This is a genomic window from Achromobacter sp. NCFB-sbj8-Ac1-l, assembly GCF_052695805.1.
Window position 1 is genome coordinate 18,127 of sequence record NZ_CP199812.1, and the last position, 15,869, is coordinate 33,995.

Below are 15,869 nucleotides of genomic sequence, written 5' to 3' on the forward strand. Positions count from 1 at the left end.
CATGACCCAGCGGATCTCCGTCGACCCTTCCCGCGCACTTGTCGACCTGCGCAGCGACACGGTGACCCAGCCCACCGCCGAGATGTACGAGCGCATGCGTACGGCGCCCATCGGCGACGACGGGCTGGATGGTGACCCCAGCGTGCGTGCGCTGGAAGCCCATGTCGCAGCGTGCCTGGGCAAGGAAGCCGGCCTGTTCGTGCCCAGCTGCACCATGGCCAACCTGCTGGCCGTGCTGGCGCAGACGCAGCGCAATGAACAGGTGGTGCTGGAATCGGCCGCGCACATGTATACGTCGGAGCGAGGCGCGGCGACCTTCACCGGCCTGTTCTACCAGGGCGTGCCCGGCACCGACGGCGCCATGGACCTGAACCGCCTGGAGGACGCGCTGCTGTCCGGCGGCCACAAGCTCAAGACCTCGCTGGTGGCGATGGAGACTTCGCACAACAACGCCGGCGGCACGGTGCTGCCGCTGGACCACATGCAGGCCGTCCATGGCCTGGCGCACGCGGGTGGCATCGCGGTGCACCTGGACGGCGCACGCCTTTTCAACGCCGCGGTGGCGCTGGGCGTAGAACCCATCGAGATCGCGCGCCATGCCGACACGGTGTCGCTGTGCCTGTCCAAGGGCCTGAGCGCACCGGTGGGCGCGGTGCTGTCGGGGCCGCGCGCGGTGATGACGCGGGCACGCACGCTGCGCCGCATGTTGGGCGGCACGCAGCGCCAGGCCGGCATCATGGCCGCGGCCGGGCTGGAAGGCGTGCAGCACATGGGCGCCCGTCTGGGCGAAGACCATGCTCGCGCGCGCCGCTTGAGCGACGGCCTGAACCGGCTGGACCCGGTGCTGTCGGCGACGGTGCCGCAGACCAACATCGTGCAGGTCGAGACGGCCGATACCGGGATGACCAACGCGCACTGGGTGACGGCGCTGGAAGCGGCGGGCCTGTTGACCCGTCCGTGGGGCCGTACGCGGCTGCGCTGCGTGACCCACCGGCACATCGATGACGCGGGCATCGATGCTGCGATCGAGGCGTTCAAAAAGGTGCTTTCCAGCCGTTGAAATGGCCTTGGGAGGGGGCCGGCGATGCGATAATGACGCATGTCCGCGACCCACCTCTCCAGGAAAGATTATCTCTGCGCTTTGGCGGTAGTGGTGATCTGGGGCCTGAACTTCGTCGTCATGAAGTTCGGCCTGAAAGGCCTTTCTCCCATGATGCTCGGCGCGCTGCGGTTTGCGCTGGCGGCATTTCCCCTGGTGTTGTTCGTGCGGCCGCCGCGCCTGCCGTGGCACTGGATCGCGGCCTACGGGCTGGTGCAGGGGCTGGGCCAGTTCGGCCTGCTGTTCACGGCACTTGAATTCGGCATGCCGGCGGGCATGGCCTCGCTGGTGATCCAGACCCAGGCGTTCTTCACCCTGCTGCTGGCCGCGCCCGTGCTGCACGAGCGCGCACGGCGCCACCACTGGATCGGGCTGGGCGTGGCCGCGCTGGGGCTGGCCGTCATTGCCGCCGGCCGTGGCGAGGGGCCGGGCCAGATGACCATGCTGGGCTTCACCCTGACGCTGGGGGGCGCCTTCATGTGGGCCGTGTCGAACATGATCGTGCGGCTGGCCAGCCGCAAGTCGCCGGGCTACGACCCCTTTGCCTTCATTGCCTGGAGCAGCGCCGCGCCGGTGCTGCCCTTCCTGGCGCTGGCGATATGGGCGGATGGCTGGGAACCGGTGGTCGGCATGATCACCGGCATCGGCTGGAGCGAGGCGCTTTCCGTGCTGTACCTGGCGGTGTTGGCGACGCTGCTGGCCTACACGCTATGGACGCAACTGCTGACGCGCCACCCTGCGGCCAAGATCGCGCCGTTCTCGTTGCTGGTGCCGGTGGTGGGCCTGTGGGCAGCGTCGGCGGCCTTTGGCGAGCAACTGCAACCCCTGCAATGGCTGGGGGCGGGCGGCGTGCTGGCGGGGCTGATCATCAACCAGATTGGCGGGCGCTGGCTGCGCAATCGCTGACCGCCCACGTTTGCCGCCGTCCCGGTGCGGCTCTCGTGCCGGACTCATCCTTTTTCCCCGCGTTCTCCACCCCGCTTTCGGATGACGGCGGGGCCGTCGGCTGGGCAGCGTCTACAGCTGTTCGAAATGGGCGTAGCGCTTGTCGGTGAATTCCCGGCGCGTGATGATCTCGGCCACATAGGCGCCCGGCGGGCCCCGGCGCAGCCATTCCAGCATGTGATCCACCTGGTCGGGCGTGCCCTGGACCAGGGCTTGCACCGTGCCATCCAGCATGTTCTGCACCCATCCCCGGGCGCCCAGCAGGTGCGCGCGCCGCACCGCGGCATGGCGGTAGCCCACGCCCTGGACGGTGCCGCTGACGGTGACGTGGACGGTTTCGATATGGCTGTCGGAATGAGGGTCTTGCATGGAAATTTCCTTCGGATGATGCGCCGCGGCGCACCGGAGCATTAGGCGCTTCCGGCTACAGCGGATGGTCGATAGGCCCTCTGGGCATCGAAGCGATACGTTAGAGCACATGTCAAAACGTGCCAACGGGATCACCCGCAAGCAAAGCTTGGAGAAGCCATTATGGAAGAGACCAGTTTGTTGTCGGAAGCAGAAACAGCGCGTTATCGAAGCCAGGGCTACCTAGCCCTGCCGGACATGTGCCCACCCGACGAGGTGGGATATATCCGGCGTACGCTGCTGGAACTGTTCGCGAACAAGACCGGATACAACGAGGGGGCTCAATACGACTTCATCAGCCGTGATGACCCATCCAAGCCGGCCAAGTTTCCCAGTTTGCACGATCCGCGCCATTATGCCCCGGGGCTGCTGAAGACCAGCTATCACGAGCGCACGCTGGAACTGGCGCGCCAGTTGCTGGGCGAGGATGCCGCGCTGTACGGCGAACATGCGCTGCTCAAGCCGGCGCTGAATGGTCCCGAAACGCCGTGGCACCAGGACGAGGCGTTCCGCTCGCCCGACTTCGTCTACAACGAACTGAGCATCTGGCTGGCCTTGCAGCCGGCCACGCTGGAAAACGGCTGCATGCAGTTCATTCCCGGGTCGAACCAGGGGGAGGTGCTGGAGCATCGTTCACCGGGCGGCGACAAGACCCTGCATCCGCTGGAATGCTGCGCCGACTTTCCGCGCGACCAGGCCGTGGCCGAACCGCTGCAGCCGGGCGGCTGCACGGTGCACGATGCGCGCACGCTGCATTTCACGGGGGCCAACACCTCGCCCCAGCCGCGGTTGGCGTACATCCTCATCTACAACACGCCGCCGGTCTACAAGCCCGGACGGCGTGAATTCCCGTGGCTGGAGGGGCGCTGGACCGACAGCCAGACCCGCAAGAAGGAATGGCACCGCCGGGGCGGCCTGGCGGTGGATGTGCTGCGGCGCCTGCCGGGGGCGCGCCTGACCAGCCCGCGGTGGGTGGCATGGGCCACGATCCGCGCGGTCAGCAAGGTCTGGCCGCGCTAGCGGCGAGCGTGCAGCAGGGCCCGGGCGAGGCCCGTACGCAGGGGGAAACCGGGGCCGGCAAGGGGCGCTTGCCGGCCCCGGCGCGTATACTGGGCGGCGCCGCAGGGCGTCGCCGCCTTGCGCGAACGGCGAATGCGCATTGGCGCGCGGGGCGTTCGCGCAGCAGGCCGGCCGCTCTGGGAATGCGTCCCTCTTCTCCCAGAAAAATAACCATGACCGCTAATCTCTCCACGATCACCTGCATCGAAGACCTGCGCGCGATTGCGCAAAAGCGCGTGCCGCGCATGTTCTACGACTACGCCGATTCGGGCGCCTGGACGGAAGGTACGTACCGTGCCAACGAAAGCGATTTCCAGAAGATCAAGCTGCGTCAGCGCGTGGCCGTGAACATGGAAGGCCGCTCGCTGCGCACGACGCTGGTGGGACACGACGTGGTGATGCCGCTGGCCATTTCGCCGACGGGCCTGACGGGCATGCAGCATGCCGACGGCGAGATCCTGGCGGCCAAGGCTGCGGCGGAATTCGGCGTGCCGTTCACGTTGTCGACGATGAGCATCTGTTCGCTCGAAGACGTGGCCGCGGCCACCGGCAAGCCGTTCTGGTTCCAGCTCTACGTGATGCGCGACCGCGAGTTCGTGGCCAACCTGATCGACCGCGCCAAGGCGGCCGGCTGCACGGCGCTGGTGCTGACGCTGGACCTGCAGATCCTGGGGCAGCGCCACAAGGACATCAAGAACGGGCTGTCGACGCCGCCCAAACCCACGATCCGCAACCTGATCAACCTGGCGACCAAGCCGCGCTGGTGCATGGGCATGCTGGGCACCAAGCGCCGCACGTTCGGCAACATCGTGGGCCATGCCAAGGGCGTGAGCGACCTGTCGTCGCTGTCGGCCTGGACGGCCGAGCAGTTCGATCCGCGCCTGAGCTGGGACGATGTGGAATGGATCAAGCAGCGCTGGGGCGGCAAGCTGATCATCAAGGGCATCCTGGATGTCGAGGATGCGCAGTTGGCGGCCAACAGCGGGGCCGATGCGCTGATCGTCAGCAACCATGGCGGGCGTCAGCTGGACGGCGCGATGTCGTCGATCGCGGCATTGCCGGGTATTGCGGATGCGGTGGGCTCGAAGATCGAAGTCTGGATGGATGGCGGGGTGCGTTCCGGCCAGGACATCCTGAAGGCCGTGGCGCTGGGCGCGCGCGGCGCGATGATCGGGCGGGCGTTCCTGTACGGCCTGGGCGCCTTTGGGCAGGATGGCGTGCGTCGGGTGCTTGAGATCCTGTACAAGGAAATGGATACGACGATGGCGCTGTGCGGGCGTCGCAGCATCGATGTCGGGGATCGGAGCATCTTGCTGCCTGGGACCTATCCGGTCTGAGTTCTTTTGGGCTGTCTAGGCCGGGGGAGTCGCTGAGCGCGACTTGCTCGGCCTTTGTTTTTTGCTGGCGGGGATTGCTTCGTAGGCCGCCCGGTGCGGAGAAATGGGGCGCTGCGAGGCCGGGGGGGAGAGGCTTGCGTCGCCCGCTCAGACCGGCCGCGCGGGCGGCCGGGTCTGAGCTTACGCAGTGTGCTGCGTCCTGGCGCGGTTCGCTGCGCGCTTGCGGGGCGTTGCTTCGCTTGCCCTCATTCGCGGTTGCCCGTGCCCAGGAACTGGCTGGGGCGGCGTAGCGCGGGGTCGAAGGGGTTGAGTTGGGCGCTGATGCCGGCGGCTTCGCGGCGCAGGATTTCTACGATCAGGGGGAGGCGTTCGTCGCTGATGCGTTCGACGGGGGCGGCGACGCTGAGGGCGGCGACGGTGACGCCGTTGGGGTCGTGGACCGGGACGGCGAGGCCGGCGATGTTGGGGAAGACGCCCTGCCCTTTGCTGCGGGCGTATTGGAGTTCCAGGCATTCCTTGATGCCGACGCGCATCGAGATTTCGTCGACAAAGCCCAGGTGGTGCAGGCGCGGGATGTTGAAGCGCAGGACTTCTTCGCGTTCGGCGGGGGGCAGGTTGGCGAGCAGGACGAGGCCGCCCTGGCCCAGGCCCAGGGGCACGCGGCCGCCGATGTCGCCGGTATGTGAACGCACCGGGAAGGCGCCGTCGATGCGGTCCAGGCAGACGGCGTCAAAGCCGCTGCGCACCAGCAGGAAGACGGTGTCGTTGAGCATGCCGCACAGGCGCAGCATGGCGGGGCGGTAGATCGAGCGCAGGGTGGACTGGTGGTTGCCGGCGGCGGCGGCCAGCGAGAAGAAGGCGACGGTGAGTTGGTAGCCCTTGCTTTGGGCGGGTTGCTCGACCATGCCCTCCTGCACCAGCCCTTGCAGCACGCGGTGGACGGTGGCCTGGGCTTGGCCGGTGCGGGCCGCGATGTCGGTCAGGCGCAGTTTTTCGCCCTTGGCGTCGGCCAGTACGCGCAGGACGGCAAAGGCGCGTTGCAGGACGCCCTGGCCGCCGGCGTCTTCGCTGGTTTCTGATTTCTTCATTGTCCAATTCCGATAATCAAAATATATAGCTGTATTTTTATCAGTAAATTCGGTTAGACGGAAATAACTTTAAGAAAATTCGATTCTTCGGAAAACCCTAATTGACCGCACTTTTCGGCGACTCCTAGACTGCCTCATCGAATGCGCGGTGGTGTCCGGCTGGGCCGGCGGGTCCGCGCACCGCTCCATATCGGGCCACGGGGTTGGACTATGTCATTTTTGCGGTTGGATAACGTCTCGAAGAATTACGGCGACCTGCGCGTCGTGTCGGATCTGAACCTGGCGGTCGAGCAAGGGGAATTCGTGTCGTTGCTGGGGCCGTCGGGCTGCGGCAAGACGACCACGCTGCAGATGATCGCGGGCTTTGCCGACGTGACGCGGGGCGCGATCACGCTGGATGGCCGCGACATCACGCATGCCAAGCCCAACACGCGCGGCCTGGGCATCGTGTTCCAGAGCTATGCGCTGTTTCCGCACCTGACGGTGGCGGACAACGTGGCCTTCGGGTTGAAGATGCGCAAGGTGGAGCGCGCCGAGCGCCTGGAGCGGGTGCGCGATGCGCTGGCCCTGGTCAAGCTGGACAAGCACGCGGACCGCTTTCCGCGCGAATTGTCGGGCGGCCAGCGTCAGCGGGTGGCGCTGGCGCGTGCGCTGGTGATCCGCCCGCCGGTGCTGCTGCTGGACGAGCCGCTGTCCAACCTGGACGCCAAGCTGCGCGAAGACATGCAGTTCGAGCTGCGCAGCATTCAGAAGAAAATCGGCACGACCACGGTGATGGTGACGCACGACCAGGCCGAGGCCCTGTCGATCAGCGACCGGGTGGTGGTGATGCAGGATGGCCGCGCGACGCAGGTGGATGCGCCGTACCGCATGTATGAGCATCCGCAGACCGAATTCATCTCGCGCTTCGTGGGCAAGACCAATCTGCTGCCGGGCCGCGTGACGCGATGCGGCGAGCAGGCCGAAGTGGAAACCGGCGCGCTGCGTGTGCTGGTCGATGGCACGGGCCTGCGTCATGGCGACAGCGTGCAGCTGTCGTTGCGGCCCGAAAAGCTGGTTCCCGTGGCGGCCGGCCAAGGCAAGCTGGCCTGTGTGGTCAGCACGCGCTATTTCCTGGGCAGCCAGTGGATGTATGACCTGGATTCGCCGGTGGGGGCGCTGACGGTGCTGACGCCCAACGACGGCCGCCGGCCGCACGAAGATGGCGACGCCATCGGGCTGGACTGGGCCGAGGGTGTGTTGCGTGTGCTGCGCGCGCCGGCCGTGCCCGAAGAGGCCTGACATGACGACGCTGACCCAACCCGGCGCCGCCAGCGCGCCCAAGCCGCGCACCGATGGTCTCCTGGCCATCCTGGGCTCGATTCCGCTGGCGATCGTGTTCCTGACGCTGGTCTTGACCCCGCTGGCGCTGACGTTCGTGCTGTCGTTCCGGCCGTTCGACTACGGCGCGGGCATCCTGCCCGGGCACACGTTCGAGCACTACCTGGCGGTGGTGACCGACAGCTATTTCCTTGAGATCTTCTGGCGCACGTTCTGGATCGCGGGCGTCACCACCTTGATCTGCGTGCTGATCGGCGCGCCCGAAGCCTACATCCTGTCGCGCATGGGCAAGCCGTGGCGCTCGATCTTCCTGTTGGTGGTGCTGTCGCCTTTGCTGATCTCGCTGGTGGTGCGCGCGTTCGGCTGGAGCATGCTGCTGGGGCCGGGCGGCGTGATCGGCCGCGCGGCGGCGGCGGTGGGCCTGGGGCCGCTGCTGTACACGCCCACTGCCGTCATCATCGGCCTGGTGCACGTGATGCTGCCGTTCATGGTGATTCCGGTGTGGACGTCGTTGCAGAAGCTGGATCCGGCCGTCGAACACGCCGCGCTGTCGCTCAATGCCTCGCGCTTTCAGACGCTGCTGCGCATCGTGCTGCCGCAGGCGATGCCCGGCATTCTGTCGGGCAGCCTGATCGTGTTCGGCCTGTCGGCCAGTTCGTTCGCGATTCCCGCGCTGCTGGGCGGACGCCGTCTGAAGATGGTGGCCACGGTGGTGTACGACGAGTTCCTGACCGAGCTGAACTGGCCGCTGGGCGCGGCCATCGCGATCGTGCTGCTGGTGGTCAACGTGATCATCATGATGGCGTACAACCGCGTGGTGGAACGCTCTTACCGCCGCAGCCTGGGCTGAAGGGGACACGATCATGCAGAAGAACGGTCCCATCGCGCTGGCGTTCAATTTCCTGGTGGTGGCGTTCGTGCTGGCGCCGCTGGTCATCGTGTGCCTGGTGGCGTTCACGCCCGAGTCGACGCTGACGGTGCCGACCACGCAGTTCTCGCTGCGCTGGTTCCGCGCAGTGTTCGAGCACCCCAATTTCATGCAGGCTTTCCAGAACAGCCTGTGGCTGGCGTTCCTGTCGGCCAGCATCGCCGTGTGCCTGGCGGTGCCGGCGGCGATTGCCATCACGCGCTACCGCTTTCCGGGGCGCGATGCGCTCAATGGACTGTTCCTGTCGCCGCTGATGATTCCACACCTGGTGCTGGGCGTGGCGCTGCTGCGCTTCTTCGCGCTGCTGGGCATGACAGGCAGTTTTCCGTGGCTGGTGTTCAGCCACGTCGTGGTCATCACGCCGTACGTGATGCGGCTGGTGATCGGCGCGCTGGTGGGCTTTGACCGTTCGATCGAGCACGCGGCGCTGTCGCTGGGCGCCAGCCGCGCCACGGTGTTTTTCCAGGTGACGCTGCCGCTCATCATCCCCGGCGTGTCCGGCGGCTGGCTGCTGGCGTTCATCAACAGCTTCGACGAGCTGACCATGTCGGTGTTCATCACCGCGCCGTCGACCATCACGCTGCCCGTGCGCATGTACATGTATGCCACCGAATCGATCGACCCGATGATGGCCGCCGTGTCGGCCCTGGTCATCGGCCTGACCGCGGTGACCATGCTGCTGCTGGATCGCGCCTACGGGCTGGACCGGGTGCTGGTGGGGCAGAAATGAATTCCAGGCCGGACGCGGGACGGGAGGCCCGGGAACCATGGCAATACTGAAACGGCTGGCCGAAACGGCACGGCCCTCCGTGGCGTTCACGCTGGACGGCAAGCCTTGCGTGGCTCTGGCCGGCGACACGGTGCTGACGGCGGTGCTGACCCAGGCCGAGCGCCTGCGCTTGTCGGAATTCGGCGGCGCGCCGCGCGCCGGGTTCTGCATGATGGGCGCCTGCCAGGACTGCTGGATGCAGCGTGAAGACGGCACCCGCCTGCGCGCCTGCTCCACCTATATCGAACCGGACATGCGCCTGCGCAGCAGCGCGCTGCTGCCGGCCGCGGTGCCGGGCACGCTGGCCGCGGCCTGGCCCGAGGGCGACGCGCCATGAGCATCATCCTGCCCGTGATCGTGGGGGCCGGCCCGGCCGGCGTGCGCGCGGCCCAGGCGCTGGTCGCGCAGGGCTTGCGGCCCGTGGTGCTGGACGAGGCGCCGCGCGCCGGCGGCCAGATCTACCGCCAGCCGCCGCCGGGCTTTACGCGGCCCGGGAAGGCGCTGTACGGCTTCGAACACCGCAAGGCCGATGCCCTGCACCGCCAGATGGACGAACTGCTGCCGCGCATCGACTACCGGCCCGGCAGCCTGGTCTGGAACGCCGAAGGCAAGGTGCTGGATGTGCTGCAAGACGGCGCCAGCGCGCCGGTGCCCTACACGCACCTGATCCTGGCTACCGGCGCCACCGACCGCGTGCTGCCCTTTCCCGGCTGGCTGACGCCGGGCGTCTATACCCTGGGCGGCTCGCAGGTGGCGCTGAAGCACCAGGGCTGCGCCATCGGCTCGCGCGTCGTGTTCCTGGGCACCGGCCCGCTGCTGTATCTGGTGGCCTACCAATACGCCAAGGCCGGCGCGAAGGTGGCCGCGGTGCTCGATACCTCGCGCTTTGCGGACCGCCTGGCTGCCCTGCCCGGCCTGCTGCGCGCGCCAGACCTGTTGGCCAAGGGGCTGTATTACCTGGCGTGGCTGCGCGCGCATGGCGTGCCGTTGAAAAGCGGCGTGCGGCCGGTACGGGCCGAAGGCGACGCGCGGGTCACCGGACTGGTCTATCGACAGGGTGAACATCAGCACCGTATCGACTGCGATGCGGTGGGCTACGGCTTGTCCCTGCGGTCCGAAACGCAACTGGCCAGCCTGGCGGGCTGCCAGTTCGACTTCCACGCCCGCGACCGCAACTGGACGCCGCGGCGCGATGCCGCCGGGCGCAGCAGCGTTGCCGGCGTCTACGTCGCGGGCGATGGCGCGGGCATCGGCGGCGCCGACGCGGCCGAGCTGGCCGGCGAACGCGCCGCGCTGGCATTGCTGGAGGATGCGGGTTATCCACAGCCCGGCGGCCGCGCGCGCCAACTCGAAGCCCGCCTGGCCGCCAACGGCCGCGTGCGCGATGCGCTGGAACGCGCGTTTCCGTTTCCCGACGACTGGGCGGCCGACATCGCCGATGACACGGTGGTGTGCCGTTGCGAGGAAATCACCGCGGGCACGATGCGTGCCGCCATCCACACCACCGGCGCGCGCGAATTGAACCGTCTGAAAGCGCTGACCCGCGTAGGCATGGGCCGCTGCCAGGGCCGCATGTGCGGCGCGGGCGCCGCCGAAGTGCTGGCGCATGCCTGCGGCGCGCCGCCCGACGGCGTGGGCCGCTTGCGCAACCAGCCGCCCGTCAAGCCCATCCCGGTGGACATCGTCTGCCTGGATCGTTCCGGACGGGCCGCGCCATGATCGAACGCATCGACACCGAAGTCGCCATCATCGGCGGCGGCATCGTCGGCGGCAGCGCCGCGCTGTTCCTGCGCCGCCTGGGTCTGCCAGTGGTGCTGCTGGAAGCCGCGCTGTGCGGCGCCCGCGCCAGCGGCGTGAACTACGGCGGCGTGCGCCGCCAGGGCCGCGGGCTGGAACAGATGCCCCTGGCCCGCCGCGCGCACGAACTCTGGGGCCAGTTACCGCAACTGATCGGCATCGATGGCGAATACGTGCGCTCCGGTCATTTGAAGCTCGCCTGTTCCGAGGCCGACCTGCAAGCCCTGCACGCCTATCGCGAACAGACCCGCGGCTTTGGCATGAACCTGCAGATGCTGGACCGGCGTGCGCTGGCGCGCCGCTTCGGCTGGCTGGGTGAACAGGTCGTGGGCGGCTCGCTCTGCCCCGACGACGGCCACGCCAATCCGCGGCTGGTGTCGCCGGCCTTTGGCCGCGCGGCGCGCGCGCTGGGGGCGGACGTGCGCGAAGGCGCCGCCGTCATCGAAGCCATTCATGATGGCGACCGCTTCGTGCTGCGCGCGGGTGACCTGGAAGTGCGCGCGCGCTTTCTCCTGAACTGCGCGGGTGCCTGGGCCGGCCGCTTCGCCCAGGGCTTTGGCGAAACCGTGCCCGAAACCTCGATCCATCCGCTCATGATGGTGACCGAGCCCCTGCCCCTCTTCATGGACGTCAGCCTGGGCATGCAGGGCGGCGGCATCTATGCACGCCAGGTGGCGCGCGGCAACTGCGTCATCGGCGGCGGCCGCGCGGTCGCGTCCGGCCCCGACTACGCCCGGCCCGGCCGCGACGCCACCGGCCCGCTCCTGGCCAACGCGCAGCGCCTGTTACCCGCACTGCGCGGCGCCCAGGTCATCCGCTTCTGGACCGGCGTCGAAGGCAACATGCCCGACCACAACCCGGTGCTGGGCCCCAGTGCCACCGTGCCGGGCCTGTTCCATGCCTTCGGCCTGTCGGGCGCGGGCTTTCAGATCGGCCCCGCCGTGGGCGAAGTGCTTTCCGAACTGGTCGTGCACGGCCGGTCTTCCATTCCCATCGATGCCTTCGGCATTGGACGATACACGGGGGCCGCTCACGGCGCCGTGCCTCGGTTGGGGCCTGTTCGTGAGCAAACGCTGGAGTCACCATGATGGACAAGAAACAGGGCGGCAAGGGCCGCCTGCACAAGGGGAAGTGGCTGCTGGGCGCTGCATTGGCCGCGCTGTCGGTCGGGGCCATGGCGCAGCAAAAGACGTTGTACGTCGGCATGAACGGCGGCGACATGGAGCGCGCCTTCACCCAGTACGTGTTCCCCGATTTCGAGAAGGCCAACAACGTCAAGATCGTCGTCGTGCCCGGCACGTCCACCGACGTGCTGGCCAAGGCCCAGGCCTTCAAGGACAAGCCGCAGATGCACGTCATGTTCCTGGACGACGGCATCATGGCGCGCGCCATCTCCATGGGCCTGTGCGAACAGCTCAACGACGACCCGGTGCTCAAAGAGCTGTACCCCACCGCCGTCATGAAAGACCGCATGGCCGCCGGCATCGACATCGGCATGACCGGCCTGGGCTACAACACCAAGCTGTTCGCCGACAAAGGCTGGGCCCCGCCCACCTCGTGGATGGACCTGGCCGACCCCAAATACAAGGGCAAGGTCGTCTTCCAGTCTGCGTCCGGCAGCACCTTCGGCCTGCACGGCTTCCTGATGTTCAACCGCATCCAGGGCGGCACCGACCAGAACACCGAACCCGGCTTCAAGCAGTGGCCCGCCACCATCGGCCCCAACGTGCTGGAGTACATCCCCAACTCGGCCAAGCTGGCCGAAATGATCCAGTCCAACGAAGCCGCCATCTTCCCGCTGACCCCCACCGCCATCGCCCGCCTCAAAAAGCGCGACATTCCCGTGGAATACGTCCAGCCCAAAGAAGGCTCGGTCATCCTGATGGTCGGCGAATGCGTCATCGCCAAGAACAGCGAACCCGAACTGTCCCAGAAACTGGCCCTGTACCTGCTGTCTGCCCAGGCCCAGGCCAAGGCACTGGAAATGGGCGGCCATTTCCCGTCCAATAAGAACGTTCAGCCGCCGGCCGGCAACGAAGAAGCGCTCACGCGCTTCCAGGGCTACATGGCCAACGCCAAGATCCTGGACTGGGACCAGATCAACGCCACCCGTCCCGCCTTCAACGCGCGTTGGAACCGCACCGTCGAACGCTGACCAAAGGCGCGCCGCGCCGTCCCCACCGAGGACGGCGCGGCGCCGATCCCCCCAGGGTGCCCCGCGCCCGCAACGGAGTAAGCCAGGCATGCGGCTCATCATCAGGTCAGGCAGCCCTCGCGCCATCGACGAATGGCGCGAAAAATTCAAGATCCACGCGCCCGCCCTGGACGTGGTCGATTGGCACGACGACATCGACCCCGCCACCGTCGACTACGCCCTGGTCTGGGCCCCCGACCCCGGCCGCCTCGCCACCTTCCCCCGCCTCAAACTCATCATCAGCGCCGGCGCCGGCGTCGACCACATCGTCTCCGACCCCGCCTGGCCCCGCCACCTGCGCATCGCCCGCATGGTCACGCCGCGCACCGAAACCGAAATGGCCGAATACGTCCTGACCAGCGCCCTCATGCTGACCCGCGACGTCAAACGCGCCATCGACCAGCAAGCCCGCCGCCACTGGGAACTGTACGACTCCCTGCGCGTTGCCGCCGACATCCGCGTCGGCATCATGGGCCTGGGCCACCTGGGCATCGCCGCCGCCCGCCTGCTGTCCCGCGTCGGCTTCCCCGTCGCCGGCTGGTCGCGCGGCGCCAGCACCCTGCCCGACGGCCTGCCGTCCTACGCCGGCCAGGCCCAGTTCGGCGAATTCCTGTCCCGCACCGACCTCCTCGTGTGCCTGCTACCCGCCACCGAATCCACCCGCGGCATCCTCAACCGCGACACCTTCGCCCAACTCCCCCGCGGCGCCAGCCTCATCAACGCCGGCCGCGGCGCCCACATGGTCACCCAGGACGTCCTGGACGCCCTGAACTCGGGCCACCTGCACCAGGCCGTCCTGGACGTCTTCGACCCCGAACCCCTGCCCCCAGACTCCCCCCTCTGGACCCACCCCAACATCATCATCACCCCCCACTGCGCGGCGATCCCCGACCGCGAAGAACGTGCCAGACACACCGCCTGGCTGATCGAAGCAAACGAACGCGGCGAAGCCCTCCCCAACATCTACGACCCGGCACGCGGCTACTGATAGCCGCCGGCGCAAGCGCGCACCCCCACTGCCCCGGCGCCCCAGGCGTCTAAAGAACTCCACCCGCCACCAGCAAAAAACCGCAAAATCTGCAAACGAACACGCCCTACATTGCTCCCCAAGGAGCCCGCAAGTGAAACCCCAAACCAAAACCCAATACGCCCTCCGCATGGACCCCGTCCTGCGCTGGCTGGCAAGCAACCCCGACGCCGACCCGGACCTGTACCACCTGGCCGACCTCGCCTGCCTGTCCCCGTATCACTTCCATCGCGTCTACCGCGCCATGATGGGTGAAACGGTCAACGCCACCGTGCAACGCATCCGCATGCATCGCGCGGCGGTCGCATTGGGCGGCACCGGGGTTTCACTGCGAGACGTTGCGCAGCGAGCCGGCTACGAGTCGGACGCCGCCTTCAACCGAGCCTTCGGCGCCACCTTCGGCATCTCGCCGGGGCGCTACCGCGCGGCCCGCTCCCGACCCTTCGACCCTCAGGAGCAACGCATGTACCCCATCACCATCGAAACCTTCCCTGGCGCCGTTCTGGCCGCCTTGCGGCACCGTGGCAGCTACCAGGAGATCGGCCCCGTCTTCACCCGCGCCTTCATGCTGGCTGGCAGCCGCGGGCTGGCAATGCCCGAATCCATCGGCTTTGGCGTGTACTTGGACGACCCCGAACAAGTGCCCGTCAGCCAGCTGCGTTCCCTGGCCGGCATGTCCGTCGCGCCCGACGCCGACCTGGGCGACGAACTCGAACGCTTCGAGATCCCCGCCGGCCGCTGCGCCATCCTCACCTACACCGGGCCCTACAACGAAATGGACAAGCCCTATAACTGGATGTTCTCCCAATGGCTGCCCGGCAGTGGCGAAGTCCCCGCCGACTTTCCCATGTTCGAGCAATACCTGAACGACCCGCGCACCACCCCGCCCGCACAACTGCAGACGCGCATCTGCATGCCGCTGAAATAAGCGCGGCCCGTCGCGCCAGCGACGGCGACACCCCGGGGCCTGTCGATCCCGACAGGCCCTAGCCCAACACCCCCGCCAGATACTGCCGCAGCCACGCGTGCGCCGGATCGTCCTGGTAGCGCTCGTGCCAATACAGCGACACCGTGATCGCCGGCAGGCTCAGCGGCGCCTTCAACGTCACGATGCGCGCGCTGCCCGACATGGCCTTTGCGATGCTGACCGGCATCGTCGCGATCAGGTCCGAGGCCTCGACGATGAACGGGCACACCATGTAGCTCGACAGCGTTGCCACGATTCGCCGGCTGCGGTTCTGCCCCATCAGGATGCGATCGATCGCGGTGCTGAAATAGCGCGTATGGGCGGCCAGGTCCAGGTGCCCGTAGCTCAGGTAGGCATCCAGGTTCCAGCGCTTGCGCAGGCACGGGTGGCCTTCGCGCACGATGCACACCGCCGGCTCCTGGTACAGGAAGCGCGTGCGCAGATCCGGTGCGGGGTCGGGAAAGTACCCCGCGATCAATTCCACATGATTGGTGTCCAGCATGCTCAAGCCATGCTGCGGCCGCGCCGGCACGATCAGCAGCTGGAAATGCGGCGCGTCCACCGCCAGCCTGGGGATAAGTTTGGGCAGCAGCGTGTACTGCACATAGTCGGTCGCATAGAACGACAGGCTGCGCGACGAATGCGCCGGATCGAACACCTCGCGCGTGCGGGTGGCGCGGCGCCAGCTTTCGAGCAGGGGCTGAAAGCCCTGATGCAGCTCCTGCGCCCGCAACGTCGGTTGCCATGCACCGCCCTCGCGCACCAGCAGCGGATCGCCGAACAGCTGGCGCAGCCGGTTCATCGCCGCGCTCATCGCAGGCTGGCTGATGCCCAGCTGCTCGGCTGCCCGCGACACATTGCGGCAGGCCATCAGCGCATCGAAATGCAGCAGCAGATTCAGGTCCGGATTCTTCACGACTGCCCACCTATA

The 15,869-nt window shown here is 67.6% G+C and carries 16 protein-coding genes; 13 read left to right on the top strand and 3 right to left on the bottom strand.

Going from position 1 to position 15,869, the window contains the following annotated elements:
* The first annotated feature begins 1 nt into the window (after position 1).
* Together ACUDP5_RS00090 and ACUDP5_RS00095 are read left to right on the top strand one after the other, a co-directional pair.
* Positions 2-1,060, top strand: a complete 1,059-nt coding sequence (locus ACUDP5_RS00090) for a GntG family PLP-dependent aldolase (protein ID WP_263915329.1) — start codon at positions 2-4, stop codon at positions 1,058-1,060.
* A gap of 39 nt (positions 1,061-1,099) precedes the next feature.
* Positions 1,100-2,005, top strand: coding sequence for an EamA family transporter (locus tag ACUDP5_RS00095; protein ID WP_445657882.1), 906 nt, complete (start codon positions 1,100-1,102; stop codon positions 2,003-2,005).
* Positions 2,006-2,116: 111 nt separating this feature from the next.
* Here ACUDP5_RS00095 and ACUDP5_RS00100 read toward each other — a convergent pair whose 3' ends face one another.
* On the bottom strand, positions 2,117-2,413 hold the full coding sequence (locus tag ACUDP5_RS00100) for an acylphosphatase (RefSeq protein ID WP_263915331.1): 297 nt from the start codon (positions 2,411-2,413) through the stop codon (positions 2,117-2,119).
* A 162-nt stretch (positions 2,414-2,575) separates the two neighbouring features.
* On the opposite strand from ACUDP5_RS00100, the gene ACUDP5_RS00105 reads away from it, so the two are divergent.
* Both ACUDP5_RS00105 and ACUDP5_RS00110 read left to right on the top strand, forming a co-directional pair.
* Positions 2,576-3,472, top strand: coding sequence for a phytanoyl-CoA dioxygenase family protein (locus tag ACUDP5_RS00105; protein WP_445657883.1), 897 nt, complete (start codon positions 2,576-2,578; stop codon positions 3,470-3,472).
* A 212-nt stretch (positions 3,473-3,684) separates the two neighbouring features.
* Positions 3,685-4,848 carry an alpha-hydroxy acid oxidase gene (locus ACUDP5_RS00110; protein ID WP_445657884.1) on the top strand — a complete coding sequence of 388 codons (1,164 nt, stop codon included), beginning with the start codon at positions 3,685-3,687 and terminating at the stop codon, positions 4,846-4,848.
* A 245-nt stretch (positions 4,849-5,093) separates the two neighbouring features.
* On the opposite strand, the gene ACUDP5_RS00115 is transcribed toward ACUDP5_RS00110, so the two are convergent.
* On the bottom strand, positions 5,094-5,936 hold the full coding sequence (locus ACUDP5_RS00115) for an IclR family transcriptional regulator (RefSeq protein ID WP_263915334.1): 843 nt from the start codon (positions 5,934-5,936) through the stop codon (positions 5,094-5,096).
* Between the two features lie 210 nt (positions 5,937-6,146).
* On the opposite strand from ACUDP5_RS00115, the gene ACUDP5_RS00120 reads away from it, so the two are divergent.
* The 9 genes from ACUDP5_RS00120 to ACUDP5_RS00160 all read left to right on the top strand — a co-directional run bounded on the left by ACUDP5_RS00120 (position 6,147) and on the right by ACUDP5_RS00160 (position 14,899).
* Positions 6,147-7,217 carry an ABC transporter ATP-binding protein gene (locus ACUDP5_RS00120; RefSeq protein ID WP_445657885.1) on the top strand — a complete coding sequence of 357 codons (1,071 nt, stop codon included), beginning with the start codon at positions 6,147-6,149 and terminating at the stop codon, positions 7,215-7,217.
* Between the two features lies 1 nt (position 7,218).
* The gene (locus ACUDP5_RS00125) at positions 7,219-8,106 is read left to right on the top strand and encodes an ABC transporter permease (protein WP_263915336.1); all 888 of its coding nucleotides are present in this window, start codon (positions 7,219-7,221) and stop codon (positions 8,104-8,106) included.
* 13 nt (positions 8,107-8,119) lie between these two features.
* Positions 8,120-8,914, top strand: a complete 795-nt coding sequence (locus ACUDP5_RS00130) for an ABC transporter permease (RefSeq protein WP_025140432.1) — start codon at positions 8,120-8,122, stop codon at positions 8,912-8,914.
* Positions 8,915-8,951: 37 nt separating this feature from the next.
* Entirely contained in the window at positions 8,952-9,290 is a 339-nt protein-coding gene (locus tag ACUDP5_RS00135; protein ID WP_445657886.1) for a (2Fe-2S)-binding protein, read from the top strand.
* Positions 9,287-10,672: an FAD-dependent oxidoreductase gene (locus tag ACUDP5_RS00140; protein ID WP_445657887.1), complete on the top strand. Its 1,386-nt coding sequence runs from the start codon at positions 9,287-9,289 to the stop codon at positions 10,670-10,672. The genes ACUDP5_RS00135 and ACUDP5_RS00140 overlap by 4 nt, the downstream gene beginning before the upstream one ends.
* The gene (locus ACUDP5_RS00145; RefSeq protein ID WP_263915340.1) at positions 10,669-11,838 is read left to right on the top strand and encodes an FAD-binding oxidoreductase; all 1,170 of its coding nucleotides are present in this window, start codon (positions 10,669-10,671) and stop codon (positions 11,836-11,838) included. The genes ACUDP5_RS00140 and ACUDP5_RS00145 overlap by 4 nt, the downstream gene beginning before the upstream one ends.
* Entirely contained in the window at positions 11,835-12,905 is a 1,071-nt protein-coding gene (locus ACUDP5_RS00150; RefSeq protein WP_445657888.1) for an ABC transporter substrate-binding protein, read from the top strand. The genes ACUDP5_RS00145 and ACUDP5_RS00150 overlap by 4 nt, the downstream gene beginning before the upstream one ends.
* A gap of 88 nt (positions 12,906-12,993) precedes the next feature.
* Positions 12,994-13,932, top strand: a complete 939-nt coding sequence (locus tag ACUDP5_RS00155) for a glyoxylate/hydroxypyruvate reductase A (protein WP_263915341.1) — start codon at positions 12,994-12,996, stop codon at positions 13,930-13,932.
* A 133-nt stretch (positions 13,933-14,065) separates the two neighbouring features.
* Positions 14,066-14,899 (top strand): AraC family transcriptional regulator, encoded by an 834-nt coding sequence (locus ACUDP5_RS00160; protein WP_445657889.1) that lies wholly within the window; start codon positions 14,066-14,068, stop codon positions 14,897-14,899.
* Positions 14,900-14,957: 58 nt separating this feature from the next.
* Here the strand turns inward: ACUDP5_RS00160 and ACUDP5_RS00165 are convergent, their stop codons facing one another.
* Positions 14,958-15,854, bottom strand: coding sequence for a LysR family transcriptional regulator (locus ACUDP5_RS00165; RefSeq protein ID WP_263915664.1), 897 nt, complete (start codon positions 15,852-15,854; stop codon positions 14,958-14,960).
* Between the last annotated feature and the right edge of the window lie 15 nt (positions 15,855-15,869).

Coding starts and splice junctions, on each gene's coding strand:
- ACUDP5_RS00090 (WP_263915329.1), top strand. CDS start 2: ATGACCCAGCGGATCTCCGTCGACCCTTCCCGCGCACTTGTCGACCTG.
- ACUDP5_RS00145 (WP_263915340.1), top strand. CDS start 10,669: ATGATCGAACGCATCGACACCGAAGTCGCCATCATCGGCGGCGGCATC.
- ACUDP5_RS00125 (WP_263915336.1), top strand. CDS start 7,219: ATGACGACGCTGACCCAACCCGGCGCCGCCAGCGCGCCCAAGCCGCGC.
- ACUDP5_RS00135 (WP_445657886.1), top strand. CDS start 8,952: ATGGCAATACTGAAACGGCTGGCCGAAACGGCACGGCCCTCCGTGGCG.
- ACUDP5_RS00150 (WP_445657888.1), top strand. CDS start 11,835: ATGATGGACAAGAAACAGGGCGGCAAGGGCCGCCTGCACAAGGGGAAG.
- ACUDP5_RS00115 (WP_263915334.1), bottom strand. CDS start 5,936: ATGAAGAAATCAGAAACCAGCGAAGACGCCGGCGGCCAGGGCGTCCTG.
- ACUDP5_RS00100 (WP_263915331.1), bottom strand. CDS start 2,413: ATGCAAGACCCTCATTCCGACAGCCATATCGAAACCGTCCACGTCACC.
- ACUDP5_RS00155 (WP_263915341.1), top strand. CDS start 12,994: ATGCGGCTCATCATCAGGTCAGGCAGCCCTCGCGCCATCGACGAATGG.
- ACUDP5_RS00105 (WP_445657883.1), top strand. CDS start 2,576: ATGGAAGAGACCAGTTTGTTGTCGGAAGCAGAAACAGCGCGTTATCGA.
- ACUDP5_RS00130 (WP_025140432.1), top strand. CDS start 8,120: ATGCAGAAGAACGGTCCCATCGCGCTGGCGTTCAATTTCCTGGTGGTG.
- ACUDP5_RS00140 (WP_445657887.1), top strand. CDS start 9,287: ATGAGCATCATCCTGCCCGTGATCGTGGGGGCCGGCCCGGCCGGCGTG.
- ACUDP5_RS00095 (WP_445657882.1), top strand. CDS start 1,100: ATGTCCGCGACCCACCTCTCCAGGAAAGATTATCTCTGCGCTTTGGCG.
- ACUDP5_RS00110 (WP_445657884.1), top strand. CDS start 3,685: ATGACCGCTAATCTCTCCACGATCACCTGCATCGAAGACCTGCGCGCG.
- ACUDP5_RS00120 (WP_445657885.1), top strand. CDS start 6,147: ATGTCATTTTTGCGGTTGGATAACGTCTCGAAGAATTACGGCGACCTG.